The sequence below is a fragment of the Halomonas denitrificans genome (assembly GCF_003056305.1).
Lineage (GTDB): Bacteria > Pseudomonadota > Gammaproteobacteria > Pseudomonadales > Halomonadaceae > Halomonas > Halomonas denitrificans.
In genome coordinates this window covers 21,617-41,640 of sequence record NZ_PYVX01000004.1, presented here as the reverse complement: position 1 = coordinate 41,640, position 20,024 = coordinate 21,617, and the positions used below count along the sequence as shown (strand labels likewise).

Genomic DNA, 20,024 nt, shown 5'->3' with positions numbered 1-20,024 from the left:
TAGCCATGACGACGGCGGCGCCTCGTGGCCACCGGGTCGGCACCGGCCGACACAGTCGGATACCTTGCGGCGTCGCCGTCGGGACGTGGCGTTCGCGTCATACGCGTCAGAGGAGCGACAAGCGATGTCTACGCTGATCGTGTTTCACGAGGTCGAGGATGGCGAGCACTGGGCCAAGGCGTGGCAGGAGGGGCCGGGCAGCCGGCATGAGATGTTCGCCCGGATCGGGGTCTCCGCCCGCACCTTCAAGAATCCCGAGCACCCGAACTCGGTGGGGCTGATCCTCGAGGTGCCGGACATGGAGCGCTTCCAGGCCTTCATGGCCTCCGACGAGGCGCGGCAGGCCATGGAGGAGGATCGGCTGAAGGTCGATACCCTGCGGATGCTGGGCGAGTTCACGCCCTGATCCGCCCCGGCCGGGAGCGGCGCGAAGGGGGCAGGGCGAGAGAGAGTCCGTGGGGATGGGGCGCCAGGGTGCCTGGATGTTTGCCGCCCGGGTTGAATCCGTCGCCTTTGACCATCATGCAGTGAGGAGAGCGTCGCGGCTCGTGCCATGACGCTCGAGCATTTACCCGACACGTCGACAGAGGAGGTTGCCCCATGGCCTTTGCACCCTCGAGCATGCAGCTCACCAGCACTGCCTTCGCCCACCACGAGGCGATTCCCACCCGCCACACCGGGGAGGGAGAGAACGTGTCGCCGGCGCTGGCCTGGCGCGACGCCCCCGAGGGCACCAAGGGCTTCGCGGTGATCTGCCACGACCCGGACGCCCCGCTGGTGCAAAACGGCAGCTACGGCTTCGTGCACTGGCTGCTCTATAACCTGCCGGCCGACGTCACCGCGCTCGACGAGGCCACCACGGTGGGCACCGCCGGCGTCAACGATACCGGCAGCCTTGGCTATGGCGGCCCCATGCCGCCGGAAGGCCACGGCGTGCACCTCTACTACTTCTGGGTGCTGGCGCTGGATACGGTTACCGAGTTGCCCGAGGGGCTGACCCTGCCGGAGCTGCTGGAGAAGCTCGAGCCGCATCTGCTGGGCATGAACCGCCTGGTCGGCAGCTATCGCCGCGACTGATCGCCACGCCTAGCGACGCACCCGTCGCTCCCCCCAACGAAAACGCCACGGCTCAGCCGTGGCGTTTTTCGTTTCCGGGGCGATTGCGTGATCAGTCGCGCTTGCCGCTACCCGGCCAGGCCTTGCGGTCGACCTTACCGGCCAGCTTGGGGAACTGGTCGGGGTCGAAGCTCGGCTCCTGGCCGGCCTTGAGCTGGCGCTCGTAGTCGCGGAACAGCGCGAAGGCGACCGGCGAGAGCAGCAGGATGGCGACCAGGTTGATCAGCGCCATCAGGCCCATGGAGAGGTCGGCGAAGCTCCAGATCGGCTTGAGGCTCGCCACTGCACCGATCATCACCATGGCAAGCACCGCCAGGCGATAGATCAGGATCGCCAGCGCCGCGCGCTTGGGACCGGCCAGGTACTCGATGTTGGACTCGCCGTAGGAGTAGTTGGCGATCACCGAGGTGAAGGCGAACAGCAGGATCGCGATGGCGATGAACTGGCCGCCCCAGTCACCGACCTGCTGGGAGAGGGCGATCTGGGTGAGCTGGATGCCGTTGGCCTCGTCGCTCGCCAGCAGCTCGGGGCCTGCCATGATGATGATGGCGGCGGTGGCGGTGCAGATCACCAGGGTGTCGAGGAAGACGCCGAGCATCTGCACGAAGCCCTGGGCGGCCGGATGGTTCGGGTGCGTGGAGGCGGTGGCGGCCGCGTTCGGCGCCGAGCCCATGCCCGCCTCGTTGGAGAAGAGGCCGCGCTTGATGCCGTTCATGATCGCCTGGGCCACGGCGTAGCCCATGGCGCCGCCGGCGGCCTGTTCGAGGCCGAAGGCGCTCTTGATGATGGTCATGAACGCCGCCGGGAGCTCCGAGGCGTTGAGCATCACCACCACCACGGCCAGCAGCAGGTAGAGGACCGCCATCAGCGGCACCACGAGCTCGGCGACCCGGGCGATGGACTTGAGGCCGCCGAAGATGATCGGCGCCACCACCACGACCAGCGCCAAGCCGACGCTCCATGTGGGCAGCGCGAAGGCCTCCTGCATGGCCTGGGCGATGGAGTTGGACTGCACGCTGTTGAAGGCGAGGCCGAAGGCGATGATCAGGCAGACCGAGAAGGCCACCGCCAGCCAGCGCGAGCCGAGGCCGCGCTCGATGTAGCGCGCCGGGCCGCCGCGGTAGGTGCGGTCGCCGTGGTCGACCTTGTAGGCCTGGGCCAGGGTCGACTCGATGAAGCTGGTGGCCATGCCGACCAGTGCCGTCATCCACATCCAGAAGATGGCGCCGGGGCCGCCGAAGTAGATGGCCACGGCCACGCCGGCCAGGTTACCGGTGCCGACCCGGGCCGCGAGGCTCGTCGAGAGCGCCTGGAAGGAGGAGATGCCGCCATCGGCCTCCCGGGAGTGGCGCAGCAGCTTGAACATGTGCCCGAAGTACCGGAACTGGATGCCGCGGGTCATGACGGTGAAGTAGAGGCCGGCGCCGATCAGCAGGTAGATCAGCAGGCTGCCCCAGATCAGGCCGTTACCGGCGGCCACGAAGTCCGTGAAGAACGAGGGGAGGGTGAGGTCCATGGTGTTGTGATTGCCCGTATGCGCTATGAATTCGGGGCGTCATTCTTCATGAATGGGCAGAAATGGCAAGGATCACTGAAAATATCGTTATTCGCGTAGAGATCTTCCGTCTATCGTCGGGTAACAGCAGGTTGTTGCTGCCGAAGGGGGCTTCGGTGTTCGTTGAGGCCCGGGGGCGAGCGCACGAACGGCCTGTCGCCGCGTGCGGCGCGATGCTTGGCGTGGGCAGCAGGCGTGAGGCGAATGAGCGCGCAGGGGGCGCGAAACGGGGAAGTCGAGCAGGAGGAACTCGCAAGGCGGAGCCTGGTGCCGGGGCGGCGGACGTGCGTGAGGAGAGGAGCGTCAGGAGAGGACGAGACGAGCGAGGGAGCACGACTCGCGCCGCCGGGGGCAGCGCGAGCGGCGATCAGGCGTAGGTGTTGATCTGGGTGCCCACGCTGCCGTCACCGGCGAGCTGCGGGCCCACGGATGCCGATTCGAGCAGCGCCGTGACCTGCTGCTCCTGGGTGTCCAGGGCCTCCTTGAAGATCTTCATCTGGGCCTGCTGGGCGGTCTGCGCCTGCGACAGCGCCATGGACTGCGCGACGACGTTGTTGACCGATGTGTCCATCCGACATTCCTATATGAGTGGGTTGCGCTACTACGCTAGCAGCTTCCCACCCGGGCCGAAAGTCATCGCGCCACCGCCGCGCCGACGGCTCAGCGATAGCCGGCCATCAGGTCGCGCACCAGCGGGGTATCGGCGTCGCGATGGGTGGGCAGCTCGAAGCGGGCCCGGGCGATGGCGGTACGCGAGAGCCTCGCCTCGATCAGCATCTCGCGATCCTCGGCCTGGGCGAGGATCTCGCCGCGCGGGCCGAGGATGCGCGAGCCGCCCCAGAAGTGGCTCTCGCCCTCGGGCCCGTAGCGGTTGGCCATGATCACCGGGGTGCCGTAGGTCATGGCGTAGAAGTGCAGGTTGACCGCCCAGTTCTGCTCATTGGAGAAGTCCTCGCTGACGATGCCGGAGGCCGAGTTGATCGGCGCGCAGAGCACCGTGGGGCGCGCCAGCAGCGCGGCATGCACCAGCCCCGGGTTCCAGAGATCGGCGCAGATCAGCGAGGTCGCCGACCAGCCCGGCCGCACGCTGCCCTGGGTGAGCTCGCTGCCGTGGGTGAAGAGCTTGCCCTCCTCGAGACCGCCGTAGGTGGGCAGGTTGAGCTTGCGGTGCACCGCCTGCAGCTCGCCGTGCTGGAGGATCGCCAGGGCGTTGTAGTACTCGCCGGGGCTCGCCTCCTCGACGAAGCCGACCACCGTCTGCATCTCGCCGGCCTCCCGGGCGAGGTCGGTCAGCCGCGGGTCCTGGGCGGGACAGGCCAGCTCGATCACCTGGTTGCCGAGGCTGTAGCCGGTCAGCGAGAGCTCCGGGAACACCAGCAGCTCCAGCCCCGCCCGGCGGGCCTGGGCGATCATCTCGCGGTGACGCTCGAGGTTGGCATCGACATCGCCCAGGGTGGCGTTGATCTGGGCGGCGCCGACACGCAGGTGGTCCTGAAAGTGCATGGGGGTGTCTCGCTGTCGTGAGGAGGTGGAACGGTGGCAGGCGTGACGGGCTGCTGGCGCTCGCCCGGCCGTGGGCGCGGATCATCGCACCGCTCCGCAGACGCATCAAGGCGGGCGGCGCCCTAGCGCAGGAAGGCCGCCCGCGGGCGGCCTTCGGTCGTCAAGCGCTGCGATCGTGTCGCGATCAGAGCAGGTCATGCTCCTCGAGGAAGTTCTCGGCGACGCGCTCGATGGTCACCTTCTCGACGTCGACCTGGGCGTTGAGGCTCGACATGGTCTCATCGTCCAGCAGGCCGGAGAGAGTGTTCATCTGCTCGGCGAGCTCGGGGTTGGCCTCGAGGGTCTCCTCGCGTACCACCGGGGTCAGGGCGTAGGCCGGGAAGTAGTTCTGGTCGTCTTCCAGCACGCGGAAGTCGAAGGCCGGGATGCGGCCGTCGGTGGCGAACACCAGACCGACCTCGACCTGGCCGTCGCGCAGCGCCTGATAGACCAGGCCGGAGTCCATGCGCTTGACGTCGGCGCGGCCGACGCGGAAGTCGTAGGCCTGCTGCAGCGGGCGCCAGCCGTCCTCGCGGGCGTAGAACTCGGCGTTCAGGGCGAAGGTCAGCTCCTCGCCGTCGTTGACCGCCTGGGCCAGGTCGGAGAGGGTCGCGATGCCGCGCTCCTCGGCGTCGTCCTCGCGCATGGCCAGGGCGTAGGTGTTGTTGGCCTCGGAGGGCTCGAGCCACACCAGGCCCTTCTCGGCGTCGAGCTCCTTGACCCGCGAGTAGGTCTCTTCCGGCGACAGGCGCTCGGTGACGTCGTTGTAGTTGATCAGCGAGGTGCCGGTGTACTCCCAGTAGAGATCGATCTGGCCGTTCTCCTGGGCTTGGCGGAGCACCGCGGAGCCCATGCCGGAGCGCTTCTCGACGTCATAGCCCAGGGCGTCGAGGTACTGGCTGGTCATGCTGGCCAGTATCTGCTGTTCGGTGAAGTTCTTGCCGCCCACCACGATCTCGTTGGCCTGGGCGGTGGTCAGGCTGCCGGCCAGGGCCGCGCCGGTGAGCAGGGTCATCAGAGTCTTCATGGAGTCGCTCCTTGTTGTGATTACCGGGTCGTTGTGTGCCGGCCCCGTCGAGCCGGCAGGGTGAATCGTGCGGTGTCGATGCGGCGCTCGCGCCGGGCGGGTCAGGCCCGGCCCGGGTTCACGCCCCGCGGCACCACCAGGAAGGCGGTGACGGCGATGAGCATGTCGACCACGACCGCCAGCAGCGCCGTCGGGATGGCGCCGGAGAGCATCATCACCGGGTCGTAGAGGTCGATGCCGGTGAAGATCAGCTCGCCGAGGCCCCCGGCGCCGATCAGGAAGGCCAGCGGCACGGTGCCGACGTTGATCGCCAGGGCGGTGCGGATTCCGGCGAAGATCACGTAGAGGGCGTTGGGCAGCTCGACCTTCAGCAGGCGCTGGCCGGGCGACATGCCGATGCCCGCCGCGGCCTCCATGAGCGCCGGCGAGACGCCCTTGAGGCCAGTGTAGGTGTTGCGGGTGATCGGCAGCAGCGTCGCCACGAAGAGGCCGAACACGGCCGGCACGGTACCGATGCCCAGGAAGCTCATCGACAGCGCCAGCACCGCCAGCGTCGGGATGGTGGTGCCCACGTTGAGCACCTGCATGGCGGATTCGGCGACCCTGGCCATGCTGGGGCGCGACAGCAGGATGCCCAGCGGGATGGCGACGAGGATCGCGAGGCTACCGGAGACGGCGGTCAGCCACAGGTGCTGCACCGCCAGGTACTGGATGTCCGGGAGGTAGAAGATGAAGTCGTCGATCACGCCGCTGGACTGGCTCCAGACCCCGGCCACGAAGACCGCGACGAGCACCAGCAGGCGCATCGCGCCCGAGAGGTTCAGCGTCGGCATGGGCTTACTCCTCGCTGGCCGATGATGACGGTGACGCCTCGCCGGCCCCGGAATGGGCGCGGTAACGCGACCCCAGGTGATGGGTGATCGCCCGCTGGGTGATCTGGCCGACGATGCGGCCGTCGTCGTCGACGCAGGGCACCCAGGTCATGTCGTTGGAGAACATCAGCGAGGCGACCTTGCGCAGGTCGTCGTCGAGGTTCACTACCACCGGCACGCTCTGGAAGTGGTCCCGGCAGTGGCCCTTGGTGGTGCGCGCCACGGCGGCGTTGATGATGCCCACCGGCTGGCGCTTGGCGTTCACCATCACGATGCTGGTCTGGTAGCCGTAGTCGTCGATGCGCTGGAGGGCCGTCTCCAGGGTGTCGTCGGGGCGTACCAGGCCGATCTCGTCGCTCGCCAGGTCGCGCACCTTGACCAGGTTGAGGCGCTTCAGCGCCCGGTCCTCGCCGAGGAAGGACTCGACGAACTCGTTCTTTGGCGCGGCCAGCAGCTCGTCGGGCTCGGAGTACTGCACCAGCTTGCCGGCGCGGAAGATGGCGATGCGATCGCCCATCTTGATCGCCTCGTCGATGTCGTGGCTGACGAACATGATGGTCTTCTTGAGCTCCTGCTGCATCTTCAGGAACTCGTCCTGGATCACCGCGCGGTTGATCGGGTCGATGGCGCCGAAGGGCTCGTCCATCAGCATCACGGGCGGGTCGGCGGCCAGCGCCCGGGCCACGCCGATGCGCTGCTGCTGCCCGCCGGAGAGCTCGCTCGGGTAGCGCTTGAGGAAGGCGTCGGGCTCCAGCGCGATCATGCGCATCATCTCCCGGGCGCGCTCCTTGTACTTCGCCTTGTCCCAGCCGAGCAGCTTGGGCACGACGGTGATGTTCTCCTCGATGGTCATGTTGGGGAACAGGCCGATCTGCTGGATCACGTAGCCGATGCTGCGGCGCAGGTCCTGGGTATCGAGGCTGGTGGTGTCCTCGCCGTTGATGAACACCTTGCCGGAGGTCGGGCGGATGATGCGGTTGATCATCTTCAGGGTGGTGGTCTTGCCGCAGCCGGAGGGGCCGAGCAGGATGCAGATCTCGCCGCTGGGGACCTCCATGCTGATGTGGTCGGCGGCGGTCACGGCACCCTTGGGCGTGTCGAAGACCTTGGTCAGGTTATCGAGTCGAATCATGTGGCGGTCCTTGTCTGGGCGGCCTCGTCGGGGCGGCCGTCTTGTCGGGTCGTCAGCGGATCGGGCGGGCAGAGCGTGGCGCGGGCGACGGTTCAGGCCGTGGCGGCGGCGCGCTCCATGCCCTTGGGCGTCAGGCGCTTCTGCAGGGCCAGCAGCGAGTAGTCGACGATGATCGCCAGCACGCTGACGGCCACGGCGCCGATGATCAGCTGGCGCGGATCGGACTGGGAGATGCCGCGACTGATGAAGGTGCCCAGGCCCCCGGCGCCGATGTAGGCGGCGATCGCCATCACGCCGATGTTGAGCACCACGGCGGTGCGCACGCCGGCCATGATCACCGGCACGGCGAGCGGGATCTCGACCATGCGCAGGCGCTGGTTGGGGCTCATGCCGATGCCGCGGGCGGCCTCGCGCAGGGCCGGGTCGACGTTGTTGATCGCCGTGTAGGTGTTGCGGATGATCGGCAGCTGCGAGTAGAGCAGCACCGCGATGACCGCCGGCAGATATCCGATGCCCTGGCCGATCAGTGAGAGGATCGGGATCATGATCCCGAACAGCGCGATGGAGGGGATGGTCACGATGATCGAGGCGATGTAGAGCACGATCTGGGCGGCGCGCTCGTTCTTGGTGATGGCGATGCCGATCGGTACCCCGGTCAGGGTGGCGATGCCGACGGCCACGCCCACCAGCGAGATGTGCTCGACCGTTCGGGTCAACAAGAGCTCCAGGTTGTCCAGAGCGTACTGAAACAGTTCCAAACGACGTCTCCTTTATTCTTTGCTTCTCTATCTTGCCGTGATTTCTTGCCGCTAGGCGTTACCTCCGTTGCCGACGCGTGCCGGGGAGGGGACGGTCGGGGAGTCAGGCGGTACCGCGCCCGAACGCGGTCAGGGGTGCAGGCGCGAAAGCCGGCGTAGCGTATCAGAGTCACATAGCTCGTTGTTATTAATATAAATGACGATCCAAAATGCCAATTATTGGCGATGGTGATGCAGCGCCGGAATGGGCGGGTCTGGCCTGAGAATAGGGGCCAGGCTGCCATCCGGCTAGCCGGGCGGCCGCCGAGGAGCGGGGCGTCGTGAAGGCCCCTCGAGAGGGTGGGGAGAGTACGGGGGCCGCCGGGCGCGATTCTGGCTAACGAGTCTGGAAGGCGACCCGGGTGCCGTGGGCCAGCACGCTCTGCGGGTCGCTCGGGGTGTCGGGCAGGCCGATCATCTCGTCGGTGACCTCGGCCCAGGTCAGCACGCCATGGGTGAGGCCCAGTGGCAGCAGCGCCCGGCTCACCCACTGGGTGCCGGTGAAGCGCCGGGCCTGGTCGTCGGCGTTGACCAGCTGGCTGATGCCATGGGCATGGTGCAGGCGCACCAGGTAGTAACCCTGGTCGATCGACTGCACCTCGACGATGGGCGCCTCGTCGGTCGAGGCCCGGCCGGTCTGCAGCCAGTCGCCGAGGGCCTCGAGGGTCACGCGGTCAGGCAGGGGAGCGGTGCTTGCCGGCATGCGGGTCTCCTGGGCGGCGGGGGTGGCAAGCAAAACTTATATCCGGCGAGCATTATGTACAAGGCTTGGGGTACTCCCAGCGATAGGCGCACCGGCGATCGTCCTGAGGCGACGCGCGCAGAGCATGACGCAGCTGTCCCTCCTTCCGTCTGATATCCCGGGCCCCGGCTGACGCCAGCCTGGGGCTCTCTGTTACCGTGGGCGAGGCGGCTATCGGTATCCCCGGCTCTGCGGTAGGTTGATCGAGGGTCAGAGGGCCGGTGATGGCGCTTCCGCCCATGCCTGCTGCGCTCGCGTGCGGCAGTTTGCCTATGCAACCAGACGGTGAGGGGGTCATGGTGATCAACACCAACAACCATATCGAGCAGCCGCGGGCGTGCATCGCGCGCAGGGAGGCGGTCGCATGAGGTCACCTTCCAGCACGGAATTCGCGCTGCTTGGCGCGGCGCTGATCGCGATCAGCTACGGCCTTGCGCGTTTCGCCTTCGGCCTGTTCGTCCCCCCGATTCGCGAGGAACTCGGCCTCACGCCGACGGTGATCGGTATCATCGGCTCGCTGCCGCTGATCAGTTTCCTGCTGGCCACGCTGATCGCGCCTCTCGTCACCCATCTTTTTGGTGCCCGTAACGCGGCGGTGCTCTCCGGGGCGTTCGGCGTTGCCGGCCTGGGGCTGATCAGCCAGGCGCCCGGCGCGCTGCTGCTCGGGATCGGGGTGTTCGCCTGCGGCATCTGCACCGGCCTGATGATGCCGGCGCTCACGGCCGCCATGCAGGCACTGGTGAAACGCTCGCTTCACGGGCGCGTCAGCTCGGTCATGAATGCCGGGACCAGCATCGGCGTGATCGTGGCCGTGCCGACGGTGCTGTTCATGGTCGGCGCCTGGCGTCTCGCGTACATCTCCTTTGCCCTCCTGGCGGGTGCCGGGGTGGTCGCCGCCTGGCTCTTCCTGCCCTCGGTGTCGCGGATCACGCCGGCCAACGCGGCGCCGCCGCCGCCGATCAGTGAGCTGCCCTGGTCGCGCCTGATCCGGCTCACATTGTTCGCCTTCGTGATGGGCTTCGTCTCCGCCGCCTACTGGATCTTCGCCCCCGACCTTGTGGTCACCCTCGGGGGCCTGACGTCCGGCGCCACCGGGTGGCTGTGGCTGGCGGTGGGCATCGCCGGCCTGGGCGGGGCCGTGGTGGCTGATCTCGCCGATCGCAACAATCCCCCCATCACGCATTCGCTGATGCTGATGATGCTCTCCGCGAGCCTGGCGCTGCTCGCCGCCAGCCCCGGTCAGACCTGGCTGGCGGCCTTTTCGGCGCTGGTCTTCGGCCTGGCCTACATGAGCCTGACGGGACTCTACCTGATGACCGGCATCCGCCTGCTGCCGGGCCGGTTGGCGGTGGGGCCGGTACTGCCCTTCATGGCGGTCTCGCTGGGGCAGGCGACCGGCTCGCCGGTCGTCGGCTCGCTGGTGAACAACTTCGGCTATGCCACTGCCTTTGCCATGTTCTCCGCGCTGGGCATCCTCTTCGCCATCCTTTCGCCGTTCTACCCGGGCTACATCGCCCAGGCCGAGGAGGAAGAGGCCGAGGAGGAGTCCGGTCTCCAGGCGGCCTACGACTACCAGCTTCAGGACGAGCAGGGGGAGCCGCTCCACCCCGCGGCGGACCTGGCGGAAGAAGCGCAGGAGGCCGAAGCCGCAGCCGCCGAGAAAGATGCCAAGGCCGAGGAAGAGACTGGGGAAAAGGCGAGGGCCGAAAAAGAGGCGAAGGTGGAGGAAGTCGCTGAAGCGGACCAGGACGCTAGAGCCTCCGCCTCCCTGAAGCCCAGCAACAAGGGCGTTACCTGAATCGGGTCTGAAGAGGCCGCCCCCCCGGGCGCTTCTTTTCGAGACGCCCGGGGGGCGTAGGCTTGCGGAGAGAGCGCCCGCGTGGGGCGATGGGACACCCGGGCGAGTCCTGACTCGTGCGTTTACGCCTCGCGGTTTCCGTTAAATATCGCCCCGATTCATTCCCTCGTTGCCCGGGGCATTCATGGTAGGTTCGGCGTATCGATATGCCGACAAAGCCTGACCGTGAGCCCCGCCATGCTGCCACCCGTTCCCGACAATGACGCCGCCCGCCTGGCCGCCCTGGCGGCGCTGGGCGTGCTCGATTCCGCGCCCGATGCGGGCTTCGACCAACTGGTCGAGCTGGCGCAGGAACTCTTCGAGGTGCCCATCGCGCTGGTTTCTCTGGTCGCCGAGGACCGGCAGTGGTTCAAGGCCTGCGTCGGGCTGGACGTGCGCGAGACCTCGCGGGAGGTCTCCTTCTGTGGCCACGCGGTCGCCGCGGCCCAGCCGCTGGTGGTGCCGGATGCCGTCGAGGACGCCCGCTTCCGGGACAATCCCCTGGTGACCGGCGAGCCCGGCATCCGCTTCTACGCCGGGCACCCGCTGCTGCCGGACCGGGAGCATGCCGTGGGCACGCTCTGCCTGATCGATACCCGGCCGCGGGAGTTCTCCGAGCGCGAGCGGCGCCTGCTGGCCCGCCTGGCGAGCCAGGCTGAGGCCCTGTTGCGCAAGCACCGGCTGCGGATGACACAGGAGGCCCAGCAGCACGAGCTGGTGACGCTCAATCAGCGCCTCTCCGAGGCCGGTGATCGGCTGGCCAAGGAGCGCCAGCTGCTGCGTGCCGTGCTGGACGGCAGTCGCGACCCGATCTACGCCCGCAGCCGCCGCGGACGCTACCTGGCGGCCAATACCGCCTGCCTGTCGCTGCTGGAGGGCACCACCGGCGCGCCGCTCGACGACGACGCGCCGCGGCTGCCCGTCGAGCTGCAGTCGTTCCTCGATGCGGCGGAGGCCGAGGTGATGGCCAGCGGCGTTCCGCAGCGGGTCTCGCTGCCCCCCCTGCAGGGGCGCCACCACGACCTGCAGCTCGGGCCGCTGAAGGACGACGACGGCGTCATCCGCGGCGTGGTGGGCGTGGCCCGGGACACCACCGAGGCGGTGCGCCAGGCGAGCCTGATTCGCGTGCTGCACCGCGGGATCACCGACTACCAGGCGCTGATGTCGGGCCACCGGCTGTGGGATTTCCTGATGGAGGCGCTGCGCGAGCTCACCGACAGCGACTACGCCCTGATCGGCGAGGTGATCGAGGACGCGGGCGTACCGGCGTTGAAGATTCACGCCATCACCGACCTCTCCTGGAACGAGGAGTCGCGGCTGCTGATGGAGCGACTGCGCAGCGGCGACATGACGCTCTCCAACCCCGCGTCGCTGCTCGGCCGGGTGTTCGCCCACGGCGAGGTGGTGATGACCGATGACCTGGATGGCCATCCGCACCGCAGCGGTTTCCCGCCCGGACACCCGCCGCTTCACAACTACCTGGGGGTGCCGATCTTCGATGGCCGGCGCCTGATCGGGATGTTCGCCATCGCCAATGGCCGTCGCCGCTATGACCAGGCCCTGCTGGAGTGGCTGCAGCCCTTCACGGCAACCTGCGCCCTGCTGATCAACCTCTATCGGCAGATGGCCGAGCGTGAGGGCTACATCGAGGCGCTCTCCGAGGCGCGGGACAGCGCCGACCGGGCCAATCGCGCCAAGAGCGAGTTCCTCTCGTCGATGAGCCACGAGCTGCGCACGCCCCTGAACGCCATCCTTGGCTTCGCCCAGCTGCTGGCAAGCGGCAAGCGCCATCCGCTGGAGGCGCGCCAGCAGCGCCAGGTCGCCCAGATCGCCCGCAGTGGCCAGCACCTGCTGGAGCTGATCAACCAGATCCTGGACCTGGCCCGGGTCGAGGCCGGGCAGCTGAGCCTCTCCATGGAGGCGATCTCGCTGGTCGATGTGGCCGAGGACGCGGCCGGCGCCCTGGAGGCGACGGCCCTGGCCCACGAGGTGACGATCGAGCAGCGGGTCGGCGGGCCGCTGCCGGCGGTTCACGCCGACTACACGCGGCTCAAGCAGGTGCTCCTCAACCTGCTCAGCAACGCCATCAAGTACAATCGCCCGGGCGGCTGGGTGCGCCTGGAGGCCGCCCCGGAGGGAGAGCACCTTCGCTTCACCGTGCGCGACAGCGGCCAGGGGATCCGCGACGAGGACCTGGCGCGGCTCTTCCAGCCCTTCCAGCGCCTGGGGGCGGAGCACCAGGGCATCGAGGGCACCGGCATCGGCCTCGCCATCACCCGTCAGCTGCTCGAGGCGATGGGCGCCACGATCGAGGTCGAGAGCGTGGCGGGGAAGGGCAGCGCCTTCCACTGCCGCCTGGCGCTGGCCGGGGTCGATCGGCCGGACACGCGCCGCACCGAGCCGCCGTGCACCGCCGCACCGGACGAGGTGGCGGCGCGCGTCGTCTACATCGAGGACAACCCTGCCAACCAGCGCCTGATGGAGGATGTCTTCGCGCAGTGGCCGGCCTGCGAGCTGCGCATCTACCCCAGCGCCGAGCTCGCCCTGCCGCCGATCGAGGCGCGCCCCCCGGACCTGGTGCTGATGGATCTGAACCTGACGGGCATGAGCGGCTACGAGGCCCTGGAGCGGCTACAACGGCTGCCGCAGCCACTGCCGGTGATCGCGCTCTCCGCCAATGCCATGCCGGGCGACATCAAGCGCGGTCTGGCGGCGGGATTCGATGACTACCTGACCAAGCCCCTCGACCTGGCCTCGTTCTGGTCGACCCTCGCCCGCCACCTCTCTTCACTGGAAGGAAACCCGGATGCCTTCTGATCCCGCCCTCTACCACAAGCGGCTGCTGGTCGTGGACGACCATGCGGTCAACGTCGAACTGCTTCAGGACCTGCTGGAGGATTACGGCTACCAGGACGTCGCCGGCCTCACCGACCCGCGGGAGGTGCTGGCGCACTGCCGCACGCAGGTGCCGGACCTGCTGCTGCTGGATGTCCGCATGCCCCACCTGGATGGCTACGGGGTGCTCGAGGCCCTGCAGGGAGCCTTTGGCGTCGAGGCGCCGCCGACCATCGTGTTGACCGCCCAGGTCGACGACGAGACCCGTCGGCGGGCCCTGGCCATGGGGGTACGCGACTTCCTGACCAAGCCGTTCGATCACGAGGAGGTGCTGGCGCGGATTCACAATGCCCTGCGCGACCAGAGCCGCTATCAGTGGCGCCGCGAGCAGGCGAGTACCCTGGAGCGGCTGGTGGCCGAGCGCACGGAGGCGCTGGAGCGGCTTTCCTGCACCGACCCGGTGACCAGCCTGCCGAACCGGCGCGGACTCACCGCGTCCCTCGGGGAGTGGCAGCGGGAGGGCAGCGAGGCGGGGGCGCTCTTCATCGTGCTGGAGGGGATCGACGCCATCATGCGCTACCAGGGGCATCGGGTGACCGAGGCCTTCCTGAACGAGCTGGCCCATCGCCTGGTGGCCGCCCTGCCGGAGCAGGGCGTGATCGGGGTCTGGGGCAGTCATGAGCTGTTGCTGATCCAGCCCCGGGCCTCGATCGCCGAGCTCGAGCACCTGGCGGCTCGCGTGCGCGGGGTGCTCAAGCGTCCCCTGGCGGTCTGCGGCGTGCGGCTGTGGGTCGATGGCCGGATCGGCGTCGCCGGCGGACGCGGGCTGGAGCCGGAGCGACTGGTGCACATGGCGGCGCTGGCGGTGCCCCACGCGCGACAGGGGGAGGCCATCCAGGCCTACACCCCGGCGCTGGAGGCCCATGAGCAGCGGCGCATGCAGCTGCGCCAGGCGCTGCCCCAGGCCTGCGAGCGCGGCGACACTTCGCTTCACTACCAGCCCAAGGTAGCGCTCGCCACCGGGAGCATCTGTGGTGCCGAGGTGCTGCTGCGCTGGACGGACCCGGTGCTCGGAACGGTCTCGCCGGCCGAGTTCATCCCGATGGCCGAGGCGAGCGGCGACATCCTGGCATTGGGCGCCTGGGTGCTGGAGTCCGCCCTCGCCACCCTGAGCCGCTGGCGGCGCGAGGGGCACGTCGCGCGCTCCTTCAGCCTTGCCGTGAACGTCTCCGCCCATCAGCTCTGCCAGCCGGGCTTCGTCACACAAGTGACGGCGGCCCTGGCGCGACACGACCTGCCCCCTGCGGCGCTGGAGGTGGAGGTGACCGAGTCCGCCGTGATGACCGACCTGGAGGCGGCCACGGGGCAGCTCCAGCAGTTGGCGGACCTGGGGGTCAACATCGCGATCGACGATTTCGGCACCGGCCACTCGTCCCTCGCCTACCTGCGGCGTATGCCGGTGAATACCATCAAGATCGATCGCAGTTTCCTGACCCACCTGCTGGAGGATGCCGAGAGCCATCGGCTGGTCGAGTCGATCGTCGCCATGGCCCATGGGCTCGGCTGCCGGGTGGTCGCCGAGGGGATCGAGGCACCGGAGCAGGCGGCCAGCCTGGCGGCCATGGGCTGCGAAATGGGCCAGGGTTTCTGGTTCGCATGCCCCCAGCCCGCCGAGGCCTTCCTGACCGTGCTCGACGCCTGCCGCTGAGGACCGGGAGCCGTCAGAGCTCCCGGATGGCCTCGGAGACGCTCTGCGCGCCGGCGCGTATCTCCCGGATCACGTCCTGGGTGGCGCGGACCCGCTGCTGGTTGACCCGGCTGTGCTCGACCACGTCGAGGATCTTACGATTGGCCAGCCCGATGCGCGCGTTGTTGTCGTTGAGCACGCGGGTGATCTCGTCGGCGGCGCGGGTCGACCCTTGGGAGAGCTCCCTTACCTCCTTGGCCACCACGGCGAAGCCGCGGCCGTGCTCGCCGGCTCGGGCGGCCTCTACGGCCGCATTGAGCGCCAGCAGGTTGGTCTGCTGGGCGATGCGCGAGATCGCGTCGGTGATGCCGTTGATGGTCCGCACCTGCTCCTGGAGCGCCGAGATGATCTCCTGGGTGGCACGGATCTCCTCGTCGGCCTGGCGCGTCGAGTCGACGGCCTCCTCGAGCTGGGTCAGGCCGTCGGCGGCGATGGTTTCGGTCTGCCGGGCGCTTGCCCGGGCGGACTCCACGGTCTGGCGGGCCGCCGCCTCCGCCTGGATGGCGGGGGTGATGTCAGTGGCGAACTTGACGATGCGCGTGACCCGGCCCTCGCCGTCGGTCACCGGGTTGTAGGTCGCCTCGAGCCACACCGGCCGGCCTTCCGCGGCGAAGCGCTCGTAGCGCCCCTGCTTGAAGACGTTATCGGCGAGTTCGGCCCAGAAGTCGGGATGCTCGGCGTAGAAGGCCTCGCTGCAGAACATCCGGTGGTGCCGGCCCAGGATCTCCTCGAGGCGATAGCCCATGGTGGCGAGGAAGTTGTCGTTGGCGCGCAGGATCTCGCCGTGCGGCGTGAACTCGATCACCGCCATGGACGCATTCAGCGCGCCGAGCAGTGCCTGCTGGTCGTCGGCCGCCTGGCGTTGCCGGCTCACGTCGCTGGCGATCTTGATGATGTAGGCGACGCGGCCGCGTGCCCCCTTGACCGGCACATAGGTGGCCTCGAGCCAGAGCGGCACCCCGTGGGCGTCGAGCCGCTCGAAGGTGCCCGTCTGGTGCTGGCCCCTCGCGAGTGCCGCCCAGAATGTGCGATAGGCCGGGTCATCCTGCACTGCCGTGGGGCAGAAGAGGCGGTGGTGCTTGCCCTTTATCTGGTCGAGGCGATAGCCGACCGTGTCGAGGAAGGAAGGGCTCGCCTCCAGGATGATGCCCTCGGGGGAGAAGGCGATGCAGGGCGTGTGAGTGGTCAGGGCTCGGTGCAGCGGAGTGCTTCGTGTCGTCGTCAGCATTCGGGCTTAATGTCAGTGAGGCGTCGAATGACGTCTCTGGGAACGACTATCGGCCAGAAGGGGCGAGACTTGAAGCTTTCGAGGGTCGGCGAGGCACATTCGAGCGGGAGGCATCGGCAGATGCCCAGTGAGAAGGGGCGTACATATAAAGTGGCAGGCACAAAAAAGCGGTCACCGCCCGAAGGCATGGTGACCGCTTTTTTTCAATTCAGTGGTCGGAGCGACAGGATTCGAACCTGCGACCTTTGCAACCCCATTGCAACGCGCTACCAAGCTGCGCCACGCTCCGACTCTTCGCTTTCGGGTTTTTCGCCATGCGGCGTGTCCCCCGAGAACGAGGCGTATACTAGCGCGCCTCGCGGCAAATGAAAAGTCCTTTTTGCGCTTTCTTTTCAATCGCTTGGCTAGCAGGGGCCTGAGGTCCCCGGAGCACGCAGCTTCTGTCACACTATTGGCAACGACGATAGGCTCCCCGGGAGCCGCAAAAAGGACGATACGATGCCGTTGATCATGGGGATGAGCATGCTGCTGGCGTGCCAGTTCGCGGGGGAACTGTTGGCAAAGGGGCTGCTGTTGCCGATACCGGGGCCGGTGATCGGCATGGTGATCCTGCTGGTGGCGTTGCTGGTCCGCGGCAAGGTGCCTTCCTGCCTGCGTCTGGCGGGGGAGGGGCTGCTGCGCTACCTGACGCTGCTGTTCGTGCCCGCCGGGGTCGGGCTGATGGTGCACTTCGAGCTGATCGGCGCGGATCTGTGGCCGATCGCGGTGACCCTGCTGGTGTCCACGGCGGTGACCCTCACCGTGACGGCCTGGGTGCTCGAACGCCTGCAGCGTCGCAGCGGCGGCAAGGGCGGCCGGGTGGAGGAGAACGCATGAACGTCGCCTCCTTCGATCAGCTGTGGGTCTATCTCTCCGGCAATCCGCTGCTCTCGCTGCTGGCAACCCTGCTGGTCTTCGCCCTGGCCGTGAGGATCAACCGCGCCGTGGGCGGCACGCCGCTGCTGCATCCGGTCACGCTCTCCATCGCGATGCTGATCATGCTGCTGCTGCTGGTGGACATGGACTATGCCACCTACTTCGAGGGGGCTCAGTTCATCCATTTCCTGCTGGGGCCGGCCACGGTGGCCCTGGCGATCCCCCTGTATGACCATCGCCAGCGCGTCTACCGCCTGCTGTGGCCGCTTTTGCTGGCCTGTGGGGCAGGGGTGCTCACGGCGGTGTCGACCACCATCGGGCTCGCCATGCTGCTCGGCGCCGATCCCAAGACGCTGCTGTCGCTGGCCCCCCGCTCGGTGACCTCGCCCATCGCCATGGGCATCGCCGAGCAGATCGGCGGCATTCCCTCGCTGGCGGCCGGGCTGGTCCTGCTGACCGGCTCCATCGGCTGTGCCCTGGGACCCACGATCCTGCGGCTCTTGCGCATCACCGATCCGGCCGTCCAGGGCTTCACCATGGGGCTCTCGGCCCACGGCTTCGGTACCGCCCATGCCTTCGCGCGCATGGGCGCCGTCGCCGGCGCCTTCTCGGGCCTCGCCATGGGGCTCTCGGGCCTGGTGACGGCCTTCCTGCTGCCGCTGATCACCGGCCTTCTGGGGGTGGGCTGAGCCTCGCCGCCGTCAAAGCTCCTCCCAGACCCGGCGCCGGAACTCGTGTGACAGCTCGGCGGCCTTCTTCATGCGGTCCATCTGTGCATCGGTGAGCTCCGAGATCAGGGTCTGGTAGCGCTCTTGCATCTCGGCCGGGGTCTGGGGGGGATCGCCGTCGAGGGACTGGGCGATCTTCTGGCCGCTGTCGGCGAGCGTCTTGAGAAACTGCGCCTCGAACTGCATCGCTTCGGCCATGCTCTGCATCCAGGCCAGCTGCATGCGCGCCATGGGTGTCACGCCCTGGCTCCACTGTTTCTGCCACCACTCCATCATCGGTTCGGCGGCAGATAGGGCCGGGTTGTCTTTTTGCTGAGTCATGGTCGGTCTCCTGAAGACGGGCGGTTGATCGGCCGCGTCGTGTCGGCGGGCCACCTGAAGTATAGAAGACGATCCGGCGATGGTGCGCTGCAGCGAAGGTCCCCTGCAGCCTTTTTCGACGCCTGCGTGAAATGCCTTCAACGGGAGTCCGTCCGCAACTGGGCTACGGTCAGGGGAGGACGAGAGCAACGCGAGAGGAGGGTGGTGATGTGGCAGGCGATCAAGTCGGTGCTGGCCGCCTTTCTGGGCGTGCAGAAGGACGAGCGCCGCCGCGAGGATTTTCGCTCCGAGCGCCCCGGCACCTTCATCGCGGCGGGGCTGATTGTGGGCGTGATTTTCGTGTTGCTGGTGGCCTTCGTCGCGGTGATGGCCGCGCGCTGAGCGCGAGCGTTGACGCCCGCGTTTATCGTGCAAAGGCGCGTCGCGTGAAGAACGGCGGCGCTCTTCTATACTCCTTCAAGCGCTGACTAATACAACAATGACCCAAGGAGGCGTCGATGCGCAGGCTGCTCATGTGGATGGCGGTAGGGGTGACCTTGGCAGCCCTGACGCCGATGGTGCTCGCCAACGGCTGGAACATGCCCGAGGGCGTCACGGCGGTGAGCCGCGATATCTACTCCCTGCACATGATCATCTTCTGGATCTGCGTGGTCATCGGGGTGATCGTCTTCGGGGCGATGTTCTACTCCCTGTTCCGCTACCGCCACTCCCGCGGCGCCAAGGCCGCCACCTTCCACGAACACACCAGCGTGGAGGTCATCTGGACGGCGATACCGCTGCTGATCCTGGTGGCCATGGCGGTCCCCGCCACCGCTACCCTCAAGACCATGTATGACCCCTCGGAAGCCGATCTCGACGTGATGGTCACCGGGCAGCAGTGGCGCTGGCGCTACGACTACCTGGGCGAGGATGTCGCCTTCACCTCCAACCTGAGCACCTCGCGGGAGCAGATCAGCGGCACCAGCGAGAAGGGCGAGAACTACCTGCTCGAGGTGGATGAGCCCCTGGTGCTGCCGGTGGGGCAGAAGGTGCGCCTGCTGCTGACCTCGGACGACGTCATTCACTCCTGGTGGGTGCCCGAGCTCGCCGTCAAGCAGGATGCCGTGCCCGGGTTCGTCAACGAGAACTGGGTGCGCATCGACGAGCCCGGCATCTATCGCGGCCAGTGCGCCGAACTCTGCGGTCGCAACCATGGCTTCATGCCGGTGGTGGTCGAGGCCGTGGAGCCGGAACGCTTCGACGAGTGGATGGCCCAGCGCAAGGAGGCGGCGCAGCAGGAGGCGATGAGTGCCGATCGCGAGTGGGGCCTCGATGAGCTGATGGCCCGCGGCGAGCAGACCTACGGCGCGGTCTGTGCCGCCTGCCACCAGCCTGACGGCAGCGGCAGCCCGCCGGCCTTCCCGGCGCTGGCGGGCAACCAGACGCTGCTGGACGAGCCGGATCGCCACATCAGCACCGTGATCGATGGCGTGGCGGGATCTGCCATGCCGGCGTTCCGCAACACGCTCAGCCCGGTGGAGATCGCCGCGGTGATCACCTACGAGCGCAACGCCTGGGGCAACGAGGCCGGTGACACCGTGCAACCGTCGGAGATCGCCGAGCGCCTCGCCGCCCAGGACGAATGACCGGC

At 68.0% G+C, this 20,024-nt stretch carries 19 protein-coding genes and 1 tRNA gene; 9 read left to right on the top strand and 11 right to left on the bottom strand.

Annotated elements, in window-relative coordinates; genetic code table 11:
* Window positions 1–124 precede the first annotated feature (124 nt).
* Together C9F13_RS11915 and C9F13_RS11910 are read left to right on the top strand one after the other, a co-directional pair.
* Window positions 125–406, top strand: coding sequence for a hypothetical protein (locus tag C9F13_RS11915; RefSeq protein ID WP_108446495.1), 282 nt, complete (start codon window positions 125–127; stop codon window positions 404–406).
* A gap of 194 nt (window positions 407–600) precedes the next feature.
* Window positions 601–1,077: a YbhB/YbcL family Raf kinase inhibitor-like protein gene (locus tag C9F13_RS11910; RefSeq protein ID WP_108446494.1), complete on the top strand. Its 477-nt coding sequence runs from the start codon at window positions 601–603 to the stop codon at window positions 1,075–1,077.
* Window positions 1,078–1,168: 91 nt separating this feature from the next.
* Here C9F13_RS11910 and C9F13_RS11905 read toward each other — a convergent pair whose 3' ends face one another.
* From C9F13_RS11905 to C9F13_RS11870, 8 genes are all read right to left on the bottom strand, one after another.
* Window positions 1,169–2,632 (bottom strand): alanine/glycine:cation symporter family protein, encoded by a 1,464-nt coding sequence (locus C9F13_RS11905; protein ID WP_108446493.1) that lies wholly within the window; start codon window positions 2,630–2,632, stop codon window positions 1,169–1,171.
* A 406-nt stretch (window positions 2,633–3,038) separates the two neighbouring features.
* On the bottom strand, window positions 3,039–3,242 hold the full coding sequence (locus tag C9F13_RS11900; RefSeq protein WP_108446492.1) for a putative motility protein: 204 nt from the start codon (window positions 3,240–3,242) through the stop codon (window positions 3,039–3,041).
* An 89-nt stretch (window positions 3,243–3,331) separates the two neighbouring features.
* Complete coding sequence (locus C9F13_RS11895) at window positions 3,332–4,174, bottom strand: nitrilase-related carbon-nitrogen hydrolase (RefSeq protein ID WP_108446491.1); 843 nt, start codon at window positions 4,172–4,174, stop codon at window positions 3,332–3,334.
* Window positions 4,175–4,358: 184 nt separating this feature from the next.
* Window positions 4,359–5,240 (bottom strand): glycine betaine ABC transporter substrate-binding protein, encoded by an 882-nt coding sequence (locus C9F13_RS11890; RefSeq protein WP_108446490.1) that lies wholly within the window; start codon window positions 5,238–5,240, stop codon window positions 4,359–4,361.
* Window positions 5,241–5,341: 101 nt separating this feature from the next.
* Window positions 5,342–6,073: an ABC transporter permease gene (locus C9F13_RS11885; protein ID WP_108446489.1), complete on the bottom strand. Its 732-nt coding sequence runs from the start codon at window positions 6,071–6,073 to the stop codon at window positions 5,342–5,344.
* 4 nt (window positions 6,074–6,077) lie between these two features.
* Window positions 6,078–7,244 (bottom strand): ABC transporter ATP-binding protein, encoded by a 1,167-nt coding sequence (locus tag C9F13_RS11880; RefSeq protein ID WP_108446488.1) that lies wholly within the window; start codon window positions 7,242–7,244, stop codon window positions 6,078–6,080.
* Window positions 7,245–7,336: 92 nt separating this feature from the next.
* The gene (locus C9F13_RS11875; protein WP_108446487.1) at window positions 7,337–8,002 is read right to left on the bottom strand and encodes an ABC transporter permease; all 666 of its coding nucleotides are present in this window, start codon (window positions 8,000–8,002) and stop codon (window positions 7,337–7,339) included.
* Window positions 8,003–8,378: 376 nt separating this feature from the next.
* Window positions 8,379–8,744: a DUF6482 family protein gene (locus C9F13_RS11870; RefSeq protein WP_108446486.1), complete on the bottom strand. Its 366-nt coding sequence runs from the start codon at window positions 8,742–8,744 to the stop codon at window positions 8,379–8,381.
* Window positions 8,745–9,147: 403 nt separating this feature from the next.
* Between C9F13_RS11870 and C9F13_RS11865 the strand changes: the two genes are divergently transcribed.
* From C9F13_RS11865 to C9F13_RS11855, 3 genes are all read left to right on the top strand, one after another.
* A complete protein-coding gene (locus tag C9F13_RS11865; protein ID WP_108446485.1) occupies window positions 9,148–10,581 on the top strand; it encodes an MFS transporter in 1,434 nt (477 codons plus the stop codon).
* 237 nt (window positions 10,582–10,818) lie between these two features.
* Window positions 10,819–13,437 carry a GAF domain-containing protein gene (locus C9F13_RS11860; RefSeq protein ID WP_108446484.1) on the top strand — a complete coding sequence of 873 codons (2,619 nt, stop codon included), beginning with the start codon at window positions 10,819–10,821 and terminating at the stop codon, window positions 13,435–13,437.
* Window positions 13,427–15,163 (top strand): putative bifunctional diguanylate cyclase/phosphodiesterase, encoded by a 1,737-nt coding sequence (locus tag C9F13_RS11855; RefSeq protein ID WP_108446483.1) that lies wholly within the window; start codon window positions 13,427–13,429, stop codon window positions 15,161–15,163. Before C9F13_RS11860 ends, C9F13_RS11855 begins: the two co-directional genes overlap by 11 nt.
* 13 nt (window positions 15,164–15,176) lie before the next feature.
* Here the strand turns inward: C9F13_RS11855 and C9F13_RS17800 are convergent, their stop codons facing one another.
* Both C9F13_RS17800 and C9F13_RS11845 read right to left on the bottom strand, forming a co-directional pair.
* Window positions 15,177–16,430: a methyl-accepting chemotaxis protein gene (locus C9F13_RS17800; RefSeq protein WP_108446482.1), complete on the bottom strand. Its 1,254-nt coding sequence runs from the start codon at window positions 16,428–16,430 to the stop codon at window positions 15,177–15,179.
* A 212-nt stretch (window positions 16,431–16,642) separates the two neighbouring features.
* Window positions 16,643–16,719, bottom strand: a tRNA-Pro gene (locus tag C9F13_RS11845).
* Between the two features lie 209 nt (window positions 16,720–16,928).
* Here C9F13_RS11845 and C9F13_RS11840 point away from each other — a divergent pair.
* Window positions 16,929–17,306, top strand: coding sequence for a CidA/LrgA family protein (locus tag C9F13_RS11840; RefSeq protein WP_108446481.1), 378 nt, complete (start codon window positions 16,929–16,931; stop codon window positions 17,304–17,306).
* Window positions 17,303–18,034, top strand: coding sequence for an LrgB family protein (locus C9F13_RS11835; protein ID WP_108446480.1), 732 nt, complete (start codon window positions 17,303–17,305; stop codon window positions 18,032–18,034). The genes C9F13_RS11840 and C9F13_RS11835 overlap by 4 nt, the downstream gene beginning before the upstream one ends.
* Before the next feature lie 12 nt (window positions 18,035–18,046).
* Here C9F13_RS11835 and C9F13_RS11830 read toward each other — a convergent pair whose 3' ends face one another.
* Window positions 18,047–18,394 (bottom strand): hypothetical protein, encoded by a 348-nt coding sequence (locus C9F13_RS11830; protein ID WP_108446479.1) that lies wholly within the window; start codon window positions 18,392–18,394, stop codon window positions 18,047–18,049.
* 207 nt (window positions 18,395–18,601) lie between these two features.
* Between C9F13_RS11830 and C9F13_RS11825 the strand changes: the two genes are divergently transcribed.
* Window positions 18,602–18,775, top strand: a complete 174-nt coding sequence (locus C9F13_RS11825) for a DUF2970 domain-containing protein (RefSeq protein ID WP_108446478.1) — start codon at window positions 18,602–18,604, stop codon at window positions 18,773–18,775.
* Window positions 18,776–18,891: 116 nt separating this feature from the next.
* The gene (gene coxB / locus C9F13_RS11820; protein WP_108446477.1) at window positions 18,892–20,019 is read left to right on the top strand and encodes a cytochrome c oxidase subunit II; all 1,128 of its coding nucleotides are present in this window, start codon (window positions 18,892–18,894) and stop codon (window positions 20,017–20,019) included.
* Window positions 20,020–20,024 lie beyond the last annotated feature (5 nt).